A 24,245-nucleotide genomic window follows, 5' to 3' on the forward strand; every position below is an offset into this window, starting at 1 on the left:
TTACTTTAAAGAAGTGACTTGTCCCAGAACGTTTAACCGATAGCACCCTCGCCCCTGCCGGATTCAGCATTATTCGCTAATTTCATTTGCAATCGTTTTAGATTTTCGCGGTTCAACACAAACACTGTGATTAAAATTAATAATCCCATTGGAAAGTTTATTTACAACTATCATCGAAGTGGCCGGAACCTTTGCATTTGCTATTAGCGGGATCAGGCTGGCATCCCGTAAGCAGATCGACTGGTTTGGTGCATATATTATCGGACTGGTAACGGCGATCGGAGGCGGAACGGCCAGGGATTTATTCCTCGGTATCACTCCGTTCTGGATGCTTGATAGTAAGTACTTCCTTACAACGGCTGTAGCTTTGCTGGTAACGTTACTGTTTAAAGAGAAAATCCTAAGATGGAGAAACACGCTGTTTCTTTTTGACGCTATCGGGTTAGGATTATTCACTATAGTTGGAATCAGCAAAAGCCTGGAAACGGGATTGCCACCCTGGGTTTGCGTTGTTATGGGTGCTATCACCGGATCACTGGGCGGAGTAGTGAGGGATGTTTTGTTGAACGAAGTACCATTGTTATTAAGAAAGGATATTTATGCGCTCGCTTGTGTTGCCGGGGGTATCGTATATTTCGTGTGCATCAATTTGAATTTTTCAAATAGTCTTACTGAACTTGTAGCAGCCTCGGTAATAATCTTTGTCCGGATCATTGCATTAAAATTTCATATCCATCTTCCCGTGCTCGGGTCGATTACCAATAATAAACCTGGCAGCTCAACAGATTGAACATGGACAGTTTAATCCCGACCTGGTATTTACTGGTAAGTATAATTTTAGAAAAGTTTACTGGCCGGGTTGCTATACGCAAGGATCTCATTGATTGGATTGGCAATTAAACAAGCCTAGCAAAGCATTGGCCTTTACATCATCTTCCACCCTCTCCATACGTTTACATAAGCTGGTAATTTCCCTGTAATTCAAAATCATCTGGAATGAGTACATGGAAGCGAGATCCGGGTGAATGTTTTTTAGATCCTGATCAATAACTTCTGCGGAATCCTTTACCTTATTCAGGTATTTGACAAAGCCAGCTAAACGATCGATATGAAATCGTATGAGGGAAGTTCCAAACGCAATCTCGACGTGATTACACTCGAAACATTGGGTGGCATACCCATGATCGTCACTCAGCAATATCTTAAATCACACATAAAAGCTAGCTATATATCCGAGGCCTTAAAACTAGTAATTTATGTGAGGAAGCAAGAACAGAAAAAGGAAATCAAATTGCAAAAAGCGGAGCAACTTAGCCGCGAATCATATTTTATAAATCACTATAAGAGACCTCTTTTATATATCACTTTTATAAATTACTATAAGAGAACTTGCTTTGTCACTCACTCCGGAGCGACAGCACAGGATTTGCCAGGGCTGCAGTGATCGCACGGAAACTTACTGTTACCAATGCAATCATCAGGGCGATCCAACCTGCCAATACAAACACCCACCAGCCTATATCAACACGGTACGCGAAATCCTGCAGCCAATTATGCATTGCCCACCATGCGAGTGGAACTGCCAGGCAAAATGATATAGCCACGAGCTTTAAAAAATCAGCAGACAGCATAGTGACGACGTTGCCCACTGATGCACCCAACACCTTTCTGATTCCTATTTCCTTGGTACGTTGCTCAGCCATAAATGTTGCCAGGCCAAATAGGCCCAGGCAGGCGATTAGAATTGAAAGTATAGCAAAAGTTATAGCGATTTTCCCAATGCGCTGTTCAGCCCGGTACATATTGTCAAATCCCTGGTCCAGGAATTCGTAACTAAACGGCATTCCCGGCGCCAGCTTTTTCCAGGTCTTCTCCACCTCTTTTATTAACGATGCAATATTTTTTGTATCTACTTTAAAGGAAGCCCGCCATTCACTACTGCCCAGGAAAAAACTCAGCGGTCCGATGTTCTCCCGCAAGGAATTGAAATTGAAGTTTTTCACAACGCCGATGATATGATACGCAATTCTTTTTGAAGGGTCTTCATCCATTGTATATATTTTTTGTCCCAGCGGATTTTCATATCCCAATAGCTTTGCTGTCGTTTCATTGATGATAATAGCTGTTGAATCAGAAGGAAAATCTTTCGAAAAATCTCTTCCCTTGATAATCTCCATTCCGAAGGTTTTGATATAATCATGATCAATTGTCCAGGTCTGCATGTTAAAGCCATTTCTCACATCCATCACCGCTTCTTTGGAAAAGCTGTTATCATTTCTGGAAGAAGCTGCAATAGGAAGGTACCCGCTGAGCGTGCCACTTTTTACACCGGGGAAGTTTAATATCTCATTTTTGAAAGCTTTTGCATTCTGCTCAAGCGCTCCTGTACCCTTGACAATTAATACCTGGTCCTTGTTGAAGCCAAGATTTTTCGTCTGGATATAATTAAGCTGTTTGTAAACGATGATTGTCCCGATGATAAGTATGATAGATGTGGTGAACTGGAATACCACCAACGAATTACGTAACGTACTTCTTTTGAAACCTGTCCTCGTATTCCCTTTCAGCACATCAATAGGTTTGAAACGGGAGAGAAAAAAAGCGGGATACGATCCTGCCACTAATCCAACAACCAGCGGCAATATGATAAGGAATGGCAGAACATAAGCATTAAACAGGCTGAAAATAGACAATTGTTTGGCAGCAATAGTATTGAAATAAGGCAACACAAGAATCGCCAACCCTAACGCAAAGATCAGTGAGATGGTAACCATGATGATTGATTCGAAAAGAAATTGGGCGATAAGGGAGCCCTTTTCGGTGCCCAACACTTTCCGGACCCCTACTTCTTTCGCTCTTTTCGCTGAACGGGCGGTCGATAGGTTCATGAAATTGATACAGGCAATCAATAAGACAAATATGGCAACGGCGCCAAAGATATATACGTACTGAATATTACCGTTCGGACCTAACTCCGCGATACGATCTGATCTAAGATGTATATCAGTCACAGGCGTTAGTGAATATTCGAGTTTGTTACCGGCTTTTTTAAAATCTTCCATGCTGTTTATCTGCATGAATTGTTTTGCCTGTGGTACGATATATTTCTGTAACACCTGGTCAAAGTTCTTTTCAAACTTTTTATAATCCGTCCCTTCCTGCAAAACGATATATGTCTGCAGATTATGGCTCAGGAAACTTTCGAAGGCACCATAGTCAGCGTTATCCATGGAGAAAAGAAAGTCGAAATTGAAGTGTGCATTTTTTGGGATATCCCTGATAACAGCAGTGACCTTGTAAGGCGTTTTATCAGCCTCTATTGTTTGACCAACTGCTTCTCTTGTGCCAAAATATTTCCTGGCTGTTGATTCGGTTATGACCACTGTATTGGGTTCATTCAGTGCATTTTTCGTATTGCCTGAAACCGCAGGCAAGGTGAATACATCAAAAAAGGTAGAATCAACATGAGCCGAATTCAGCTCATTAATATACTCATCATCCTTTTTCACAAGTTTACCGTTACCAAAACCATAAATACGCGTAAACTCTTCCACCTGTGGGTAATCCTTTTTTAAAGTTGCTCCCATCGGTCCACTGTTCACCGCCAGGTGCAAGTCATTGCCCCCGAATCTTATATCTGAATCCACCCTGTAAATCCTGCCGGCCTTTTCATTGAATTTATCATAGCTAAGCTCGTCGGTTACGTACAAAGCTATCAGGATAAAACAGGCCAGTCCCATAGCTAGTCCGGTAATGTTGATAAATGTAAACCCTTTGTTTCTAAGAAAATTTCTCCATCCGGTTTTGAGATAGTTGCTGATCATAAGAGTGGTTTGAATCTCTATGACGATCGACCAGGGAAAATGTAACAGAAAAATCTTTTTTTCCAGGAAAAATGTTTGTGATACATTTTATAATAGTTTTCCTACATTTAGGAAAATATTATTCTACTGATGAAAAAATTTCAACTCGGTGAATTTGAAGAAATAGTGATCCTGACCATCGGCATTTTGTATAAAGGTGCCTATGGAGTGGCTATAAAAAAAGAAATAGAAACCAGGTTATCCCGTAACGTGAGTATGGGAGCCATGCATACGGCACTGATGAGACTGGAGGACAAGGGTTATATCAAATCTTACGAAGGCGAAACCATCGAAGAGCGCGCCGGCAGGCCAAAAAAATATTTCCAGATCACCGCCCTTGGAAAAAAAGCAATCGAACATACCAGGGATACCCGGAACGAGATGTGGCGCGCGATCCCGGTTGCCGCCTTCGGCTTAAAAATCAGTTGAATAAAATGGAAAACAAATTAACTCCACCCCGTCTGTTTCATCGTTTTTTCCGATGGTATTGCCGGCCCGCAATCAGGGATCATATTGAGGGCGACCTGATAGAGTTGTATGGGGAAAGGGTCGTCGAACTGGGAAAACGAAAGGCAGATATCAGGTTTATAGTGGACGTTTTATTGTTGTTCAGGCCAGGAATCATCAGGCGCTACCAGAGGCGAAAATATATCAATCCATCAGTTATGATCAGAAGCAATTTAAGAATAGGATGGCGGAGAATCCTCCGGCATAAAGGGTATTCATTCATCAATGTGAGCGGGCTCGCCATCGGAATGACAGTGGCTTTTTTTATTGGCCTGTGGATTTTTGATGAGTTGTCTTTTAACAGGTACCATAAAAATCATGACAGCATAGCGCAGGTATGGGCAGGTGAACGTGAGCCAACCAGCGGCGAGATCGGCGGTGCATACAACATGCAGCATCCCGTTGGCGCCACACTGGAAAAACAATATGGCCGATATTTCAAACACGTGCTTATGGCATGGCATATTGCTGATTTTACGATCGCTGTAGCTGGAAATAAATTCGAAAGAAAGGGCCAGTTTATAGAAAGCGGTGCGCTTGACATGTTATCGCTCGAGATGCTTCACGGTTCCAGGAAGAGCCTCGAGGACCCAAATTCGGTCGTCTTATCGCGGTCAACCGCAAATGCAATCTTTGGTGATGAGAACCCTGTGGGCAAAACCTTGCGGATCGACAACCGTATGGATGCAAAAGTAACCGGTGTGTACGTTGATATACTCCGGAACAACCGTTTCGGCGAAGTCCAGTTTTTTGCTCCCTGGGCACTTTGGGTATCAGCAAACGAATGGGTAAAGAAAAGTGAGACTGATTGGGACAATCGCCCATTCCTGATCTATACGCAGGTACAACCGGGGGTTAGCACGGGGGCCGTTAATGCGGTTATAAAAGATTTGTATGCCAGGAATATGCCAGCGGATTACTACAGCACAGTTAAAGACCGCAAGCCGTTTTTGCAACTGATTCCAATGAATACCTGGCACCTTTACGGTGAATTTGAAAACGGCAAGCCGGCTGGTGGACGAATACTTTTTGTATGGCTCTTTGGTATTATCGGCGTATTCGTGCTGTTGCTGGCGTGTATCAACTTTATCAATCTAAGCACCGCACGATCGGAAAAAAGAGCACGTGAGGTAGGCGTACGCAAAGCCGTCGGCTCCGGGAAGCGCCAACTCATCTTTCAATTTCTGACAGAATCTTTCCTGGTGGTATTCCTGGCCTTCGCTTTTTCTATTCTCATGCTCATCTTGCTCAACAGTGGATTTAACGAACTTTCAGATAAAGACATAAACCTGCCCTTCAACAAACCGTATTTCTGGATCATGTCGGTTGCGTTCATTCTGTTTACCGGTTTGATGGCTGGCATATATCCTGCGTTTTATCTTTCCTCATTTGAACCGGTGAAAGTCCTGAAGGGCGTCTGGCGTCATGGCCATTTTGCCGCACTACCCCGTAAAATCCTTGTGATCGTTCAGTTCACCGTGTCAGTGGTTTTGATAATAGGCACGGTAATTATTTATAAACAGGTTCATTTTGCGCGAAACAGGCCCGTTGGATATGACCGGCAGGGACTGATCACGGTGTCAATGAATGATCCGGCTTACCAGGGGAAATTGCAACTCGTAAAAACAGAGCTGTTGAATACCGGGGTGGTAGCCTCTGTTGCAGGGGCATCAAGCCCTGTGACAGAAATATGGAACACCACCAGCGGGTATCAATGGCCGGGGCGGGATCCAGTAATAGATGCCGAGTTCGTGAACTGTAACATCACACCCGACTTCGGGAAAACCGTAGGATGGCAGATTATCGCGGGTCGTGATTTTTCAGAGAAGACGCAGACCGATACAAGCGATGCAATCATCATCAACGAGGCGGCAGCTGATTACATGGGCTTGAAATCGCCGGTGGGTCAGCGACTGACTGATGTCGACGAATTTGGAAAACCCAAGTGGTCTAGGGAAATTATAGGCGTAGTCAAAAATGTAATTATGGGATCACCTTACGAGCCGGTAAAGCAAACAATCTATTATTACCGGCCGGATTATATCAGGCAACTCCATATCAGGATCAAAGGAGAGATAAGGGCGGCTGACGCCCTGGACAAAATTGAGGGCGCGCTGGCAAAGGTCGCCCCCACTGCTTTGTTCAATTATAGATTTGTTGATGAAGCATATGCCGCGAAATTTGGCGAGGAAGAGCGGGTCGGAAAACTGGCGGGAGTTTTTGCCCTGCTTGCGATCTTTATTTCCTGTCTCGGTTTATCCGGGCTCGCCTCCTTTGTGGTGGAACAACGCACAAAAGAAATTGGAATTCGCAAGGTGATGGGGGCCTCGGTATCCAGCCTCTGGGGCATGCTTGCTAAGGACTTTGTTGTTTTGGTGGTGATCTCCTGTTTAATTGCCATCCCTGTTTGTTATTTCATGATGCAGGGCTGGTTGCAGAAGTATGAATACAGGACAAATATCCCGTGGTGGATATTTGGTGTAACTGCACTCGTTGCCATTTTCATCACCATGTTGACCGTTAGTTTTCAATCTATCAGGGCTTCGCTGTCAAACCCTGTAAAAAGTCTGAGGAGTGAATAACCGTCATTTGTAAAGCAGGTATTTTGTGCGCATTTTTTTATAGTCGCTGAGTCCGGGCTCCCAGCTGGCGCGGATTTCTTTTTCAGACTTACCATCGATAATCTGCTGCCGGAAGTTCCCTACCCCGATCTGTTGTTCGATCGTGTTCATCTCCCTGCTAAGCTTAGAGTCAAAGAATTTTTCTTTGTGCGGATGAGCGCGATAGAGTTCCATTATCCATTTCAGGTTTATCTGCCTGCTCTTTCTCAGCAGTTCAGTATCATATTTGCGCAGGTCGAGACCATAGCAAACGGAATCCTGGAACAGTGGAGTCTCTGACATACCCTTTATACTTTTAGGCGTATAGGAGAATTCGTATATGCCTTTCAGTTCCGGGCTTCCTATAACAGTAAAGGGGAAATAGGTGCCCCGTCCATGATTAAGATAAGTAGCTTCAAACATACAGGTAGAGGGGTACAACAGGATCGCTTGCTGGGTATTTAAGTTTGGCGATGGAGAAACCGGTAAAGTATATCGCATGTCATGATTGTAATTTGCAACCGGGATGATGCGGATCTTGCATTTCGCTTTGTTCGTCAACCAACCCTCACCGTTAGCCATCTGGGCAAACTCACCAACGGTTAGCCCGTGTGACATCGGGAGTGGAAACATTCCAATTCCTGACTTGTATTTCATGTCCAGTATAGGCCCATCGATCAGGTAGGCATTTGGATTCGGCCGGTCGAGGATCAGTATTTCCTTACCATTCTCATAGCACGCGTCCATCAGGCGAACCAGTGCATTGATATTGGTGTAAAACCGCACGCCCACATCCTGGAGATCATAGATAAGGATATCGACGTTAGCCATGTCCTGCTTTGTAGGCTTATTCTTTTTACCGTAAAGAGAGATGATAGGAATACCCGTGGCTTTATCGACTTCATCGGATACTTCCACCCCGGCGCTTGCTTTCCCACGAAAGCCATGCTCAGGGCCAAAGACTTTTACAATATTAACACCTAGCGATTTCAGACTGTCAACAAGGTGTTTTTTACCAATGACAGATGTCTGATTTGCCATGATCGCGATCCGTTTTCCTTTCAGGTATGGAAGATATTTCGAGGTTTGTTCCGCGCCTGTGATTATCCCTTGAGTTTTGCCGGATTGGCCAACTGCAGACAGACTGAAGAAAAAAACTAAAACAGATAGAATCCTGATCATAACAAATCTTTTATTAAGAGCCTGTGAATATACGGTTTGATCATTTAATAACGATCAGGGTATACAGTATTGTCTCTTTTTTACAAAATCGGCAATATCCTGCCAGCTAACTTAAGCTAACCAAATGAAGTTTTGTTTCCTTCCCCGCAATACCTGCCGTCTAATATTTTAAGTTAGTTACATCCAATTTTGCTAGCTTTAGGATAGACAAATATTTAATCCCCTTAAATATCATGTCAGACAAAATATTTTTTAGCTATTCGCGGTATGATTCCGCTTTTGCTTTAAAACTGGCGAATGACCTTCGTAATGCCGGTGCTACAATCTGGCTTGACCAACTGGACATTCCCCCCGGAAAACATTGGGATAGCGAAATAGAAGATGCCCTGAATAATTCCAACTGCCTGTTGGCAATACTTTCACCAAAGTCCATGCTTTCCAATAATGCCATGGACGAGATTTCATATGCCCTCGAAGAAAATAAAAAAGTTATTCCTGTCCTTCTCACTGATACTGAAACACCATTTCGCCTGAGAAGACTGCAAAGAGTTGATTTTACCGGTGACTATGATACGGCGTTCAGGCAATTGCTGAAAGCCATTGATATTGAAAATCCACCGGCTGAAAAAATTGCCTCTATACAACCGGGTAAAACATCGGTTGCCACACCTCATCCTGCGGAAAAGAGTTTGACGGCAGAAAGTGAACCTCATCTTACTGATCACCACCAGAAGGATCACGATCAGAAGGATCACGATCAAAGCGGGCAGCATCAGGAAGATAAGCATAAGAAAGAGCAGCATCAGAAAGACCTGGACCTCTGGGCAAAAACGAGGTCGGCAAATACGCTCGCGGCCTACGAGGATTACTTAAAAACCACATCATCTGATGACCATAAAGATGAAGCGGCTTTTTATAGCCATAAACTGAGGACCGCGTCAGTCGTAAGCCCTGAAGCGACGACTGCACAAAAAACTAACCCCGGCACAAGAAAAAAAACACTTCTTATCACCGTCGGTCTTTCAGTGCTCGCCGCTATAGCATTTGCGGCATTTCTGATAACAAACAATGATAAGGACCCTAAGGATACTATGAATGTATCCAGTCAGGCCATGCAAACCGCAGCTGGTACTCAAGACAGTTTTGCAAAAGAATCAGGAGACACTTTAACGAAGACAGCAAACCAGGCATCAGCTACATTGATAACAGTCAAGGAACCGGTGATAAGAACGACTGATCCAGAAGAACCAGTTCCGGCTTCAAAAGAAATCAATAAAAGACCTGAGGCAAAAGAAAAAAAGACTGAACCCCGTCAACAACCAGCCGACACTGTTCAACGGATAACAAAACGGGATTCCTCTCCTATCGTTGCTAACATCGATCAGTTGAAGGTTGACGGCGAGCCAAAACCAACACCGACATCAACATCAACTTCACCTACCGCTGGGCCCGAAACGTCTGTTATGCTCAGTTCAAATGTAATGGTTGAACTTAAGCTTCTGACCCAACCTGAGCTGGATGTGGGAAGAGATGTACAGCCAGTAACCTATGCGGTAACCAAAGATGTAGTTGTAGATGGAACCACCATCATAAAACAGGGAGCAATCGCAAATGGTACCATAATAGTTGGATTGCGGTTCATGGGTATAAAAATTGAGCAGGTCAGAGGTACCAACGGAAAAATGATTCCCGTGAAATCGAAAGAGTCTGATCTAAAAAAACGGGAAGTAAAAAAAGATAATATTTACTATGCCATCATAAAAAAAGGCACCAGGATATAACAGCTTTCTCAGGCTTCTTACCACCACTTCTATTTTGGTAAACACTGGCCAACTTTACATGTTTCGTCGTTCACATAGAAATAATTTGCTTTAATCCCGATAAGAGAACGGAATCAAGTAAATTGTATTCGTAATCAGGATATTGCCAGTCCCTTTAATAATAGATTAAAACCAAAATAACCAATGCTTATGAGCAGGAAAGTCACCAGCTTCCTCTTGACTTGTCTATTGTTCTCTGTGATCAGCTATGGCCAGGAGAATACGTCAGCCGTAAAGGGGACAGTAAAAGATGAAAAAGGATCACCACTTGCGGGGGTCAGTATCCAGGCCTTCAATTCCACGACCAACGCTACTTCAGGCACTCAGACAGATTCGTCCGGAGTTTTTAGTTTCCTACAGTTGCCTCCGGGACCCTATTCATTTACTTTTGGGATGATAGGTCATCAATCGCAGAATCTCACCGGCTATACCCTCAAAGCCGGCGAAACCACTACTATTAATGTAACGCTGAGTGATTCTTCGCAGGGATTGGACCAGGTTACTGTTGTAGGTTACGGAAGCCAGCGGCGACGCGATATAACCACGGCGGTAGTTGGAATAAAAGCCAGGGATATGGAAAACCTGCCGATCAACAACGTTGCTGAAGCGATGGTGGGAAAGATGGCTGGGGTACAAGTGGTCCAGGGTACCGGACAACCCGGAACTCCGCTATCGGTTAAGGTGAGAGGTGTCGGTACCATCACTGCCGGAACCGAACCTTTATATGTTATCGACAACCTGCCGACTTCAGGCAACAACCTGAGTTCTCTCAACACATATGATATTGAATCAATAGAAGTTTTGAAAGATGCATCGTCTGCAGCCATCTATGGTTCAAGGGGATCAAACGGAGTGGTACTGATAACGACCAAACAAGGCAAAAGAGGCAAGCCCGTTGTAAGTTTGAATTCATTGCTCGGCGTTCAGAGCGTGGCCAGTAAAATAGATATGCTTGATGCCTATCAATATGCATCCCTGGTGCGCGATGCCAGAAACAATGCATATAGCGATCAAATGATATCCAACAATCTTCGCCGCCAGTCGCAGGGACAGGCACCGATCAACTTCAGTATTAATGATGATAACCCAACCAGGCTGGTTAATACAGCGAATAACACCAACACGATCATCCCGGTTGAAGTATTGCCTTATCTCAACGGTACAACCGGGCTGGTCAATACCGATTGGCAGGACGAGATATTCAGGGATGCTTTAATGCAGGATCATTCGTTGTCTGTTTCAGGGGGGTCAGAAAACTTCCGTTACTATACCTCACTGGAATACATGAACCAGGATGGGATCATTCTGAACAGTAATTTCACCCGGTATGGCGCCCGTGTTAACCTTGACGGAAACCGGGGAATTTTCAAATTCGGACTTAACTTCAACCCTTCAGTCATCAAAGAAAAAAGGGTCAACAGCGATGGTACCTATGCCAGTGCTGAAGGTGGAGGTGTTGTATCATCAGCATTACATTACTCTCCAATCTGGCCGGTATATAATCCTGATGGTTCATACAGTTTTGCGCAGAACTCTTGGAACGGGGATGCTAAAACAACATTGCCAAATGGCACCGTGGTTGCAGGAAACAACCAGACACAGGCATGGAACCCGGTGGCGCTCGCACAGCTTCAGAAGTTCGATGTGAACTCATCACGTATTCTCGGAAATGTTTTTGCAGAAGCAGCGTTCACAAAGGATCTGAAATACAGGATCACCTTTGGATATGACCTGTACAATTACCGGACAGACAAATTCAGGCCATCGACTATTCCTTTATCGAATACAGCCGGCAATCCAGAAGCCAATGCAACGGGGTCATCTGAAACAGGGACATCATTAAACTGGCTGGTCGAGCAAACGCTGACCTATAATAAAAAAATCAACGAACATAACATTGCGGTATTAGGTGGATGGTCCTTGCAGAAAGACGATGCAAAAAGTAACTATGCCTTTGCGTCTTCAGGGTTCATCAGTAACCAGATACCAACACTTAATGCAGGTATTGTAACCGCCGGAAACTCTTTACAGAGCCAGTGGACACTAGCCTCTGGTATAGCCAGGATCCAGTATAACTACATGGGCAAGTACCTGCTGACGGCTTCCATGAGGGCGGACGGCTCCTCCAAATTCGGATCAAACAATCGATGGGGTTACTTCCCATCCGTATCCGCCGGCTGGAGATTGTCAGACGAAAACTTCGTAAAAGCGATCGACTTCATCTCAGATCTGAAAGTGAGAGCCAGTTATGGTCTCACCGGTAATTTCAAGATCCCCAACTATGGTGCGCTGGGATCTTTATCTTATTATGCTTACGTTTTCGGGGGAGCCACCCCGGGGGCAACGAATGGTGCCGCACCAAGCAGTCAGCCGAATCCTGATCTGAGCTGGGAGAAAACAGCACAGACAAATCTTGGAGTTGATGGTACTATTTTTGGCAATAACCTGAGTTTTTCCTTCGACTATTATAACAGCAACACCACTGATCTTTTGCTGAACGTGCCTGTTCCCCTCTCTACCGGGTTCAGCACTCAACTGGTGAACATTGGCCAGGTAAACAACAGGGGTTTCGAATTGAACCTCGGGACACAACAAAAATTCGGTAATCTTACCTGGAATGCATCCGGTAACTTTTCTACCAATAAAAATAAGGTAGTAGAACTGGGCCCGGGTAATGCTGACATTATAAATACAGGTTCCGTAGCAAATGCCTACTTTATTACGCGGGTAGGAGAAGAGATTGGATCTTATTTTTTACCTCAACAGGCCGGTGTGTTCAAAACACAGGCCGAGGTGGATGGCTACCCGCACTTCGTGGATGCCGCCAGTAATTTCGACCTCGCAACTACAAAACCAGGAGACTTTAAGTTCCTGGATGCAGATGGCGATAAGGTTATTGATCTTACAAAAGACCGGGTTATCATCGGAAGTTATCAGCCGAAATTTACTTATGGTTTCTCTACAGACTTTCAATACAAAGGTTTTGATCTGTCTGCCTCACTGCAAGGCGTGTATGGAAACGAAATTTTAAACCTCGGTCGCCGGTACTTTTACAATCATGAAGGCAACATGAACAATTACGCCGGTTCTTTGAACAGGTGGAAATCAGAATCTGATCCTGGCAGCGGTGGTAATGTACGCGCCAACAGGGTTGGAAAGGGTCAGAATGGTATCACCAGCTCCTGGCACATTGAAGATGGAAGTTATCTCAGGATAAGAAACATAACTTTTGGTTATTCTTTAGGTGGAAGCGTGCTGCAAAAGACCGGTTTAACCAAAGCCAGACTATATGTGTCGGCACAAAATCCGTTCATCATCACCAACTATGAAGGATACAATCCTGAAGTAAGTAACCGCACGGCAACCACAACCAACGGTGAAGATTATGGTGTTTACCCTACTTCCAAAACTATTTCAGTAGGCATTAATGTCACCTTCTAAATTATCCGGTAATGAAAAATTATAAATACACAACATTCTTATCAATAATAACTTTATTCGCATTTAGCTCCTGCGAAAAATTTCTCGATCTTAAACCTATCGACTCGCCAACAGAAGATAATTTTTATGTTGATGAGAAAGGCTTGCAGGGCGGCCTCGTAAGTTGTTACGATGCTTTGCAGGACAATGGTCTCTACGGTAACATATTGCTTTCACTCACCGAGATTCGAAGTGATAATATGGAAGATAATGACCAGGGAGCCAGTGGCGGTGTCCGTTACCAGATAGAATCTTTTGCTGAACGTCCTGATAATACTCTTGTGACCGAAGCATGGCTTGCATCCTTCAAAGCCATTTACCGTTGCAATGTGATCCTGAGCAGAGCCCCTAAAGTTACTATGGACCCCCAACGTAGAAATCAGATCATAGGTGAGGCCTCTTTTCTCCGTGGGCTCAACTACTTCAACGCGACAAGATTATGGGGCAAATTACCGCTAATCACTACGCCTCAGGAAAGTGACGAGGCCAGGGAAAACACGAGGGCAGATACCGCGGCAATTTACGCGCAGATCATTGCGGACCTTAACAATGGTATGGCGATTCTACCCGTAAGCTGGCCCGATGCGCAAAGAGGTCGTGCAACCACATACGCAGCGAGGGCGCTTTTGGCAAAGGTCTACCTGTATCAAAAGAAATATGATCTTGTTGTGTCGACACTTCAGCCACTGATCACTGCCATCAGTGCGGGAACAGTAGTCGGTCTTGTTCCGCAGCCATCCACATTTCCCAACGCAACGAAAACAAGTCGTGATATCATTTTTTCAGCGAGGTTCTTATTGGGGGGCATAGGGGAATCAGCGAGTCAGAACAACCGGTTCAGGAATGTAGGTGGTAACAATGCGGTGATACTTCCGCCTTCATTATTTGAACCCAATGATAACAGGCGGGCACTGGTTGCTCCAACAAGCGCAGGTGGCGAAAGGCCCGGTAAATACAACGGGCCACAGGTGAATAATGAAACGAGTGCTGACATTCCAATCATAAGAGCTGCAGAAGTCATGCTTATCTATGCAGAAGCGCTGAATGAGATCGGATATGGAAACTCAGCGGCATTTACCGCATTAAATGCAGTTCGCAGTAATGCGGCTATCACGCCACTAACAGCGGCAACACTAACCAACCAGGCCAGTTTCCGTACTGCGGTTTATAAAGAAAGAAGACTTGAGCTTGCACTTGAATGTGATCGTTGGTTCGATATAGTTCGTACTGGTCAGATGCAATCTATATTTCCGCTGGTTCCATCATTCAGGAAGGTATACCCGGTACCACAAACAGAGATACAAAATATCACTAACACCACCGGTTGGCAAAATGAAGGGTATTAATAAATACTCTTATAACGAATAATGTGAAGCCTGCGAATTTCGCAGGCTTTTTATATTATCGAAATCTTATGGTGGTTACAGACTTATTATACGATTGCGAAACTGAAAGTTACTTCAGGTACTTATTAAGGAAACTCATCACTTTCTCCCTGATCTCATCACTATCGAACATCACGCCGAAATGTGGCGCATCCTTTACGATAATAACTTCGTTAGGCACAGCTGAGAGGTTTAGCCAGGAACTAAGCAGCATTGATTGTTTTGGTGAAACAAGGTCATCTTTTTCGCCATGGATGATCAGGAACGGCGGATCATTTTTGTCTACATAGGTCACCGGACTGGCTGCTCTTGCGAGGTCGGGCCGGGCGAGCGGGGTCGCCCCTATTAACAGGCTCTCGGGTGACTTTACATCGTCGTTACCTGGAAACAAAATCAGTTCAGAAGGGCCATAAAAATCCACAACAGCCTTGAAGTTGAATGTCTTATTGCTTCCTGGCATAAAGAAATCCTTGACATCATTGTTTTTCGACAATCCCATCAGCGAAGCCAGGTGACCCCCGGCTGAAAAGCCCATTACTGCAAAACGGTTCCTGTCGAAACCGTACTTCTCAGCGTTGTCACATAAAAATGACACCGCACGGTTACAATCCTGTATCTGCGCGGGAAAAACTGCCTGTGTGCTAAACCGGTAGTCTATGGAAGCCAGGGCATATCCCCTGCTCACAATTTCTGCCACCATTTTTTTCATATAACCCATATCAGCATATTTATCATTTCCGAGCCACCCACCTCCATGAACAAAAACCACGAGAGGTATCTTACCCCTGACATTTCCGGGCAGATAAATATCTAAAAGGTGTTTTTGAAGCGTATCGTTGTTATATGGAAGGTTGCCATGCAAAACAGTGCTCTGAGGGAAAATATTGATAACCCGATTTGTTTGAGCGCGCGAACCTGTTATGCAGATGAGATTGAGAAATAAGACAAGGACAATATTTTTCATGCTAAAACGTCAATTTTTTATGTGGAAAGTATTATTTAGTTCTGAAACTCTGCTAATCATATTTTAATGCGATGAACCGAACCATTGCTTGTTGAAGATTGTTTTACGCTTTCGTGAACGACACAATCCGTGGGTAAACGGGCACATTTTTGACAGGTCCGGCATTAAAATGAAACTATGAAAATTCTTTTGGTTGAAGACGAATCGGCTGTTGTTTCGCTTATTAAACGTAGCCTGGTTGAGCAGGGCATGGAAGTTAGCGTTGCCATGGACGGTACAACCGGGCTTCAAATGGCCTCGGCGCATACTTTCGACGTCGTGATCCTTGATTTAATGCTCCCGGGTATAAATGGAATAGAGATCTGCCGGACTTTGCGCAAATCCGGGATCGTTGAACCGATACTTATGCTGACCGCGCTGGGCAGTACTGAAAATGTGGTCACTGGGCTGGATGCCGGGGCCGACGACTATCTTGCAAAACCATTCAAACTAACTGAATTGCACGCCCGCATAAGGGCGCTTATCCGTCGTAAAAAGAGAGTTGCTGTTGAAGATGAAGTCCTGAGCTTTGGCGGTCTGTCTTATAACAAATCATCCAAAGCAGTTTCAAGAAACGGTATTCAGATCACACTCACCGCAACAGAGCTCAAACTACTCGAATTTTTTCTCCTGAATACAAACAAGGTTATGTCAAGAATGGAAATCCTGGAAAACGTATGGGATATAAACTTCAACCTTGGTACTAATGTGGTCGATGTATACGTAAATTATTTGCGGAAGAAAATCGATCGCGGATTCGATACAAAGCTGATCCACACATTGGTTGGAATGGGTTATATGATGAAAATACAGGACGCATGAGTATCAGGACAAAAGTAATGATACTGTTTACCTCTCTGACAGCGGTTACCGTTTTTTTTCTGAGTTTCTTCATATACCTCTACACCAAACAATATATTGAACGGGACTTTTTACATAGAATGCAGGTCCGGGCAGGCATTGCTGCCCAGGTAAAACTGGAAGGAAATAATCAAAATACCTTGTTTTACCAGGAGATGCGTGAACGGTACCTGGAACACCTGCCCGAAGAAACTGTACATATTTTTGAATCAGAGCAGTTGCGGAAATATTTTGACTCGCTGCACGTGAAAGTGCCGGGGAATTTCTTTCAGGATTATGAGAGGAAGCGTGCATCAGGTTTCAGGGACAACCGAACATTTTATAGCGCCAGGGAACATATTCATGATGGCAAAAAATACCAGGTCCTGATCACTGCAGTGAACACCACCGGCTCGGAGTTACTGAATAACCTTCGCAAAAATCTTGTGATTGGCTTTATAGTCGCTACAGCTATTGTGCTGCTCTTTAGCCTGTTGCTTTCCCATCAACTAATAGATCCCATCAGAAAGCTCATACGTAATTCAAAAAAGATTACTGCCACTAATCTCCATCTCAGGCTTGGACCAAGAGAGGGTAAAGATGAGATTGCAGAACTTACCCGGACCTTCAACGATATGCTTGACCGGCTGGAAACTTCATTCGAAACACAAAATAACTTTTTGAATAAAGCCGCTCATGAACTCAGAACTCCTCTCACAGCTATCATCGGCGAAGCTGAACTTGCCCTAAGTCGCCCAAGGGACATGAATGAGTACACAAGATCGCTTTCTGTTATTTCGCGCGAAGCCGAGCAATTGCAGCATCACACCAGTAGCCTGCTTGAACTCGCCCAGGCAGGGTACAATAGTAAAGAAGCGTTTATGTCAGAGATCCGTCTTGATGAGTTGCTTTTTTCTGTCAAACGGCTGATTGATTTCACAGAGCCTTCAAACCAGGTGGAGATCAATCTTGATGCTTTACCGGAATCAGAAAACCAGATCACTATTTTTGGTAATACAAACCTCCTGAAACTTGCGCTGTCGAATATTGTACAGAATGCATGTAAATATTCAGTTCAGCAAAAGGTGTTGGTATCATTAAGCACATCAAAGGTCTATTGTATTATCAAAGTGCAGGATCAGGGCATCGGTATTCCGGAGAAAGAATTAAAATATATTTTCGACCCATTCTTCCGGGCTTCCAATACCGCGGAATTCAAAGGTTACGGCGTTGGCCTTCCGCTGGCGCAGAAGATTATCAGGTTACATCGGGGTAACCTTGAATATTCTTCCAAAGAACATGTAGGTACTACGGTTGAAATATCGCTCCCTTATGTAGTGGCCTGATGGCAGCAGGTCACTATTAACATTAAAAAAAATCTCACCACATTCTAATGCTGTTCTAATCTGTTGCTTAAACCATTCTAATAGACCGGGTATAGTTTTGTCTCATTATTTAATCAAACTATATTCAGATGAAGACAGTAATCGTTCCTTCTAATAGAAATGCTGCTTTTGTTGATCGCCATAGCGTGATCGCAGAAGCTTTTCCGGGCGAAATGATACACTATATCTTTCTTGATATCCGGCCCGTGCCTGACAGCTACAATGATCTCATCATGATCTCCCGGAATCGGGAGCATCGTGCAGAATTTAACAGTGACTGGTACGCAGCCCTTGCTGAATTTACTGATGCTGTAAAAGATTGCAAGGTTTCGGTTGATCATATTTATGGTGACTCGGCGCCTGTGTTCCGGAACTATTTTGAACATCGGGGCGGGGATCTGGTAATATTTGATCAGTCCCAATGGTTATCACATCCGCATTTTAAAGAAAGTGACATCTTCCAAATGGTAGTGCGGTCAGGAGCCTCCATTCTTTACATTCCCTCTTCGGGCAACTCGTATTCAGAGACACCTGTACGCATTAATGTAACCAGGACTCCCAAGGGCCACCTGGTGTCAGGTAAAGAGTTAACCGGTGCGGGCAGGAGCACAACGGTTGCTGCACATGATATCCAGACTCTGGCTCCGGCCAGTGTTAGGGTTCAGTATAATTCAGTTGACAAGATGCTCAGCGATCTGCAAAGCCAGGTATTTAATCAAAGTATCCTTGTCCGGAAAATCAGCAGAGTGGGCCGTTATTTTATGAAACCATCAACTGTACATCGCATGCTCGCTGAGTCCAAACGTGACATGTTATGGCTTAAGTAATAACTTATTAATAAAACTTATTGGGTTAGCCATACAGGCATTGAAGTGAAAAATGTAAAAAACTGAATTATGTTGCTGAACAGTAAAATTCCAATCGGGTATATAGTGAACAAGATCAGGTATGAAATATTATGTATAGCCATCTATACATCTTTGATCTGGTTTGCAATGGTATATTTTGATCTGAAGCATATATCAATACCGTTGGGCGTTCCAACGATATTAGGCACGGTAATTTCCCTGCTGCTTGCGTTTCGGTCTAACCAGGCCTATGACAGGTGGTGGGAAGCGAGGATAATCTGGGGATCTATTGTTAATGATTCAAGGACCTTTACAAGGCAGCTTCTTTGCTTCATGCAAACCCCTTATTCAGAGGATAACAGATCAGAATTCCAGGAGAGAATGATCAACCGGCAGATAGCATGGTGTTACAGCCTTGGGAAATCGTTGCGAAAACTCGACCCGCAGGCAGGCCTTGAAAAATATATATCAAAAAAGGAACTTGCATTTATATCCAGTCACGATAATGTTCCATATGCACTGATCAACCTCCATGCAAAAGATTTGCGAATGGCGGTTGAAGAAGGATGGATCAATGAATTCCAGCAGGTGGAACTTGACCGTACCCTCACAAGACTCTGTGAATCGATGGGTAGATGCGAAAGGATCAAAAACACCATATTCCCGATAACTTATAGTATGTACATACACTTTTCCTTGTATTTCTTCATTCTCTTATTGCCTTTTGGCGTAATAGAATATGTTGGAGTAATCGAGATACCATTAGTAACTACCCTTGCTTCTTTTTTCCTTTTGATAGAACGGATGGCAGTTCATTTACAGGATCCGTTCGAAAATAAGCCAACCGATACGCCGGTCTCATCGATAGCACTTACCATCGAAAGAAACCTCAAGCAAATGATGCAGGCGCGGGAAGTCCCTGAACAACCCGAGGTGAAAAGTTATTACATATTATAGACGATATCAACCAGGTGGTCGGAACCCGGCGGGCTAGATAAGTTGCTGCAATAATGGAATTTCTTCAGCGTGTCAATTTATTCTACCTTAGTATTCTAAATCAAACTCCATGGGCTATCAACTTGTAACTGGTAAGCCGGACACCACCGATCACCTGGTTTTTACAACAACCTTCATACACAACGACATTTTCTACAAGGCCGCCGTTGCCGAAACAATTTCATGGGCCGGAGCCTTAACCGGCACTTATGACGTGCTTCTGCAATCCGGAAAAGGCACAAACCGTCTGACGCTTCTCCGCACCGGGGAACAATGGAGAACCGGAGATGAGATTGAACAGATTGGACGAATTCAACAGGAAGTCGTTGATTTACTTGGTACCGTTATTACCCAGGTAAGATCCTGAGCGTTGCGGTTTCAGATGTTTTTATGTTCTTCAAGCTGGCTTGCTGAGGCTCAGCTTGTGACTTTTATGGATGTCTGGATTAGCAACGATTGTTGCAATAAAAGCAGCAATACTTTTCTCGAAACGGCAGTTCCTGTTTCAGGTTCTTTTTTTTATGTAAGGATATAATTTACCTCATTAGCGTTTGTAACCCAGTCAGACCTTAGCACCGTGTATTCGAGGCCTGAATTTTCAGTTTCGACAGCTAATTTCCTGTAGGATGTTAATACTGATTTGATGGGGCTCAGATAATTCGAATTGAGCTGATCGCTATTATTCTACTCACACCTGTTTCCGTCATTGTCCTGATCACGTTGTTTATAATTGTTCCCAAATGACCAGCGTCAGTAACTGCAAGGTTATGATTGGTTCCACCAGTATGGAAAAAATCAGTCACAGCAATGATAAAGGTCATGTGCCGGAACTTTTTTCTATGATAATATTGGCGCTTAAATAAATGTATGGTCCCAGACACCCTTGGCATCGACAATGAAAGCTTCGTTACAGATATTGTAACGCAGGATTATCGCACCTCCAGAGTCTTTCGTAAGTATAATATTGACTACTGCTGTGGAGGGAGATTATCCCTGAAAACGGTTTGCGAGATCCGCGGGCTGAATGTGGATTCACTTAAAAATGAACTCGGTCTTATACGACGAACGATCCCTGTTTCCAGTTCAACTGAGTTTGATAAGTGGAATGTTGACTTCCTGGCGGACTACATCACGAATGTGCACCACAGTTATTTGCAGAATGGTTTACCGGACATTATTGACACCATAGAACGGTTTTCCGAAAGCCATAAATTGAAATTTACTTACCTCCCCGAGTTGGTACGGGCTGTCACTGAGCTGGGTGACGACCTACTGGCGCACATAGACCAGGAAACGGAAATAATTTTTCCGTATATAAAACAAATAAGCCGTGCATACCAAAACAAGGAACCATATGCTTCTCTGCTTGTCCGGACTTTACGAAAACCCATTGAAAACCTTATCAGTCATGAGCACCGGGAAATTGGCAGACATCTTCATCTCATCAGAAAACTAACTGCAAACTACCTCATCCAACCGGGAGCCTGCATCACCCACCGCGTTGCATTGTACAAGCTTAAGGAGCTCGATGCGGACCTTATGCAACACATCCACCTGGAATGCAACATCTTGTTTCCAAAAGCCATTGCGATGGAAAAAGAATTATTAAATCCTGTGTGAACCCACCTGGCAGTGTAAACCATCCATGGCAAAGGCTCAGTAAAGTTAAACTACATCCAGTGAACCTGTTAGCAACAAATAAATTATATCTTCGAAAGAGAAATATTTTTTGACGCTCAAAATGGATATGTTGAATGATGCAGGTAGATCCAACTCATCTCACGGCTTTGTTTGAGAACGCAACAGAAGGTATAATTCTGACGAATAGTGCCGGTAATATTGTTTTAATCAACCCGGCGGGCCAAAGAATGTTTGGGTATACTGCGGGAGAGCTTATTGGCAAACCCATTGAAACGCTTGTTCCCCTCAAGGTGAAACACGACCACGTCAAAGTGCGTGAACATTTCTATCATAATCCCCAAAACCGGGTTATGGGCCACGGCCGCGACCTTTATGGCAGGCGGAAAGACAACACAGAGCTCCCATTGGAGGTAAGTCTTGGATTTTATAATAAAAACGGCGAGTTATTTGTAATTGCGTTCGTAGTAGACATAACAACCAGGAAGAATATTGAAACGAATCTTCTTGCTCAGAAAAAAGAATTGGGAACCCTGGCAATGGCGATGCAGCGCCTGAATGCTGAGTTAGAAGCAAAAGTGGAGGAAAGAACAATTATTTTAAAAGAAGCTCTTGAAAAATTGGAAATATCTCAAAAAGAACTAAATGAGGCTCTTGAAAAAGAAAAGCAACTCAGTGAACTTAAAAGCGGCTTTGTTTCACTGGCCTCCCACGAATTCCGGACACCGTTAAGCACCATTTTGTCTTCAGCTTCGCTGATAAGCCGGTATCCCGAACGGGAGGAGCAAGACAAAAGGGAAAAACATGTCAAACGGATTAAAGATTCAGTCAGGCATCTGAACAATATTCTCGAAGATTTCCTTTCCCTCGGAAAGCTAGAAGATGGAAAGATCCAGGCTCAGCCGGAAATGTTTTTGGTAGATGAGTTTTTGAAACAGGTATTGGACGAATTTTCCGGAACTGAAAGGCCGGGTCAGCATTTGCTGCTGGAAAATCATGCGACCAGTTCGTTTTGCAGTGACAAAAAAATAATCAGGAATATACTAAGCAACCTGGTAGGAAACGCGATAAAATTCTCCGGCGAAAACTCAAAAATAAAAATAGTCGCCTCGTATGCTAAGGAAAACCTGAACTTGTCAGTTGAGGACGAAGGCATTGGCATCTCCCAGTCTGACCAGGAACATCTGTTTACTTCCTTTTTCCGGGGTAAAAATGCCGCTAATATTGAGGGCACCGGGTTGGGTTTACATATCGTCAAAAGATATCTGGATTTGCTTAATGGGACCCTGACTTTAAAAAGTGAATTGAATAAAGGCACAATAATAACCTGTACTTTCCCATCGCTGGGGTCTTGCTGATAACAATGAGTAATAATGAATTTTTCTGTAACAATAAGTTTTAGATAATGAAAAGAATACTCGTAATTGACGATAACACCGAGATCAGGGAAAATATTGCTGAGCTGCTAACTCTGGGCAATTACGAGGTAATTACAGCGCCTAATGGCAAGATCGGTGTTGAACTTGCTTTGAAGCATCTCCCTGACCTCGTAGTCTGCGATATCATGATGCCGGAGCTGGATGGTTATGGGGTTTTGCATTTACTAAAAAAGAATCATCCGGCTGAAGATATTCCTTTCATCTTCCTGACAGCAAAGTCCGAACGTATCGACTTCAGAAAAGGGATGGAACTTGGTGCTGATGACTATGTGACCAAACCCTTTGACGACCTGGAACTTCTGAAAGCAATTGAGGTGAGGTTGAAAAAAGCTGATTTGCGCGTTGGCAAATATCCCGAGGGTACGGCCGGTACAAACGAATTTATCAAAGACCTAAGTTATTCCGGGTTTGCTGATTTGGACCCGGCGAACTACGAAAGTGAGTCATTACCAAAAAAAACGTTGGTTTATGGCGAGGGTCGCAGGCCTAAATTTCTGTTCTACCTTGCTTCCGGGAAAGTGAAGGCCTTCCGTCAACACGAAAACGGGAAAGAATACATTACTAATCTTTATAGCCCCGGAGATTATTTTGGATATCTCCCACTGCTGGAAAATACAAGTTATGAAGAGTCTGCCGAAGTACTTGAAGACGCCGAAATAATCAAGATCGGCAAAGACAATTTTCTGAAAGCGGTGTATAATGATATCACGATCGCCAGCCGTTTTATAGGCCTCATATCCAAAGATGTTAAAGAAAAGGAAGCCCGGCTTTTGAACCTGGCTTATGATTCATTACGGAAAAGAGTGGCGAAAGGCTTGCTTGAGATGCAGCGTAAATTTGCTTCAACAAGCGGGGACGCAACGCTCGCGCTCTCGCGTGACGATATCGCACAATATATTGGTACTGCTACCGAATCATTGATCCGTACTTTGAGTGATTTCAAATCCGAAAAACTTATTGAAATTAAGGATGGCAAGATCAGGATTCTGGACATGAAACAGCTGGATGATCTTGCTAATTGAGTAGCTGTGGCGGGGGTCCTCTATCATTACTGATCAATTGAAATCATTGTAAGCGCTGACGAAGGTCATTTTTTGACTTTTTAAGATGAAGGAACTTCGGCTTTCAATCACATGTTATGAAAGACGGCAACACTATACGGCAATTTCGGCCAAAACCTACCGTGAATTTCAAGGTGATCCGCCCCAACCGCAAATCAGGGGGAAAAACGATCAAACCATTTCTACCTTTACATGAAC

Annotated in this window: 17 protein-coding genes; 14 read left to right on the top strand and 3 right to left on the bottom strand. The window is 43.9% G+C overall.

Annotated features, from left to right (window positions below; genetic code table 11):
• The first annotated feature begins 148 nt into the window (after positions 1–148).
• The gene (locus ACX0G7_RS01560; RefSeq protein WP_458921646.1) at positions 149–790 is read left to right on the top strand and encodes a trimeric intracellular cation channel family protein; all 642 of its coding nucleotides are present in this window, start codon (positions 149–151) and stop codon (positions 788–790) included.
• A gap of 607 nt (positions 791–1,397) precedes the next feature.
• Here ACX0G7_RS01560 and ACX0G7_RS01565 read toward each other — a convergent pair.
• Entirely contained in the window at positions 1,398–3,824 is a 2,427-nt protein-coding gene (locus tag ACX0G7_RS01565) for an ABC transporter permease (protein WP_458921647.1), read from the bottom strand.
• A gap of 129 nt (positions 3,825–3,953) precedes the next feature.
• Here ACX0G7_RS01565 and ACX0G7_RS01570 point away from each other — a divergent pair, with 129 nt between their 5' ends.
• Together ACX0G7_RS01570 and ACX0G7_RS01575 are read left to right on the top strand one after the other, a co-directional pair.
• Positions 3,954–4,292 (top strand): PadR family transcriptional regulator, encoded by a 339-nt coding sequence (locus ACX0G7_RS01570; RefSeq protein ID WP_458921648.1) that lies wholly within the window; start codon positions 3,954–3,956, stop codon positions 4,290–4,292.
• A gap of 5 nt (positions 4,293–4,297) precedes the next feature.
• A complete protein-coding gene (locus tag ACX0G7_RS01575) occupies positions 4,298–6,952 on the top strand; it encodes an FtsX-like permease family protein (RefSeq protein WP_458921649.1) in 2,655 nt (884 codons plus the stop codon).
• Positions 6,953–6,955: 3 nt separating this feature from the next.
• Here the strand turns inward: ACX0G7_RS01575 and ACX0G7_RS01580 are convergent, their stop codons facing one another.
• Entirely contained in the window at positions 6,956–8,152 is a 1,197-nt protein-coding gene (locus ACX0G7_RS01580) for an exo-beta-N-acetylmuramidase NamZ family protein (protein WP_458921650.1), read from the bottom strand.
• Positions 8,153–8,385: 233 nt separating this feature from the next.
• On the opposite strand from ACX0G7_RS01580, the gene ACX0G7_RS01585 reads away from it, so the two are divergent.
• The 3 genes from ACX0G7_RS01585 to ACX0G7_RS01595 all read left to right on the top strand — a co-directional run bounded on the left by ACX0G7_RS01585 (position 8,386) and on the right by ACX0G7_RS01595 (position 14,798).
• Positions 8,386–9,933 carry a toll/interleukin-1 receptor domain-containing protein gene (locus tag ACX0G7_RS01585; RefSeq protein ID WP_458921651.1) on the top strand — a complete coding sequence of 516 codons (1,548 nt, stop codon included), beginning with the start codon at positions 8,386–8,388 and terminating at the stop codon, positions 9,931–9,933.
• Positions 9,934–10,122: 189 nt separating this feature from the next.
• On the top strand, positions 10,123–13,413 hold the full coding sequence (locus ACX0G7_RS01590; RefSeq protein ID WP_458921652.1) for a SusC/RagA family TonB-linked outer membrane protein: 3,291 nt from the start codon (positions 10,123–10,125) through the stop codon (positions 13,411–13,413).
• Between the two features lie 11 nt (positions 13,414–13,424).
• Complete coding sequence (locus ACX0G7_RS01595) at positions 13,425–14,798, top strand: RagB/SusD family nutrient uptake outer membrane protein (protein WP_458921653.1); 1,374 nt, start codon at positions 13,425–13,427, stop codon at positions 14,796–14,798.
• Between the two features lie 109 nt (positions 14,799–14,907).
• Here ACX0G7_RS01595 and ACX0G7_RS01600 read toward each other — a convergent pair whose 3' ends face one another.
• Positions 14,908–15,801: an alpha/beta hydrolase fold domain-containing protein gene (locus ACX0G7_RS01600; RefSeq protein WP_458921654.1), complete on the bottom strand. Its 894-nt coding sequence runs from the start codon at positions 15,799–15,801 to the stop codon at positions 14,908–14,910.
• Positions 15,802–15,978: 177 nt separating this feature from the next.
• Between ACX0G7_RS01600 and ACX0G7_RS01605 the strand changes: the two genes are divergently transcribed.
• The 8 genes from ACX0G7_RS01605 to ACX0G7_RS01640 all read left to right on the top strand — a co-directional run bounded on the left by ACX0G7_RS01605 (position 15,979) and on the right by ACX0G7_RS01640 (position 24,008).
• Entirely contained in the window at positions 15,979–16,662 is a 684-nt protein-coding gene (locus ACX0G7_RS01605) for a response regulator transcription factor (RefSeq protein WP_458921655.1), read from the top strand.
• Positions 16,659–18,026, top strand: a complete 1,368-nt coding sequence (locus ACX0G7_RS01610; RefSeq protein WP_458921656.1) for a sensor histidine kinase — start codon at positions 16,659–16,661, stop codon at positions 18,024–18,026. The genes ACX0G7_RS01605 and ACX0G7_RS01610 overlap by 4 nt, the downstream gene beginning before the upstream one ends.
• Positions 18,027–18,154: 128 nt before the next feature.
• Entirely contained in the window at positions 18,155–18,892 is a 738-nt protein-coding gene (locus tag ACX0G7_RS01615; RefSeq protein ID WP_458921657.1) for a hypothetical protein, read from the top strand.
• A gap of 69 nt (positions 18,893–18,961) precedes the next feature.
• Positions 18,962–19,870 (top strand): bestrophin family protein, encoded by a 909-nt coding sequence (locus tag ACX0G7_RS01620; RefSeq protein WP_458921658.1) that lies wholly within the window; start codon positions 18,962–18,964, stop codon positions 19,868–19,870.
• A 109-nt stretch (positions 19,871–19,979) separates the two neighbouring features.
• The gene (locus ACX0G7_RS01625) at positions 19,980–20,276 is read left to right on the top strand and encodes a hypothetical protein (RefSeq protein ID WP_458921659.1); all 297 of its coding nucleotides are present in this window, start codon (positions 19,980–19,982) and stop codon (positions 20,274–20,276) included.
• A gap of 500 nt (positions 20,277–20,776) precedes the next feature.
• Complete coding sequence (locus tag ACX0G7_RS01630) at positions 20,777–21,529, top strand: DUF542 domain-containing protein (protein ID WP_458921660.1); 753 nt, start codon at positions 20,777–20,779, stop codon at positions 21,527–21,529.
• 134 nt (positions 21,530–21,663) lie between these two features.
• Complete coding sequence (locus ACX0G7_RS01635; protein ID WP_458921661.1) at positions 21,664–22,905, top strand: PAS domain-containing sensor histidine kinase; 1,242 nt, start codon at positions 21,664–21,666, stop codon at positions 22,903–22,905.
• A 47-nt stretch (positions 22,906–22,952) separates the two neighbouring features.
• Complete coding sequence (locus ACX0G7_RS01640; protein WP_458921662.1) at positions 22,953–24,008, top strand: response regulator; 1,056 nt, start codon at positions 22,953–22,955, stop codon at positions 24,006–24,008.
• Positions 24,009–24,245: the final 237 nt, after the last annotated feature.

This window comes from Flavitalea antarctica, assembly GCF_054461535.1.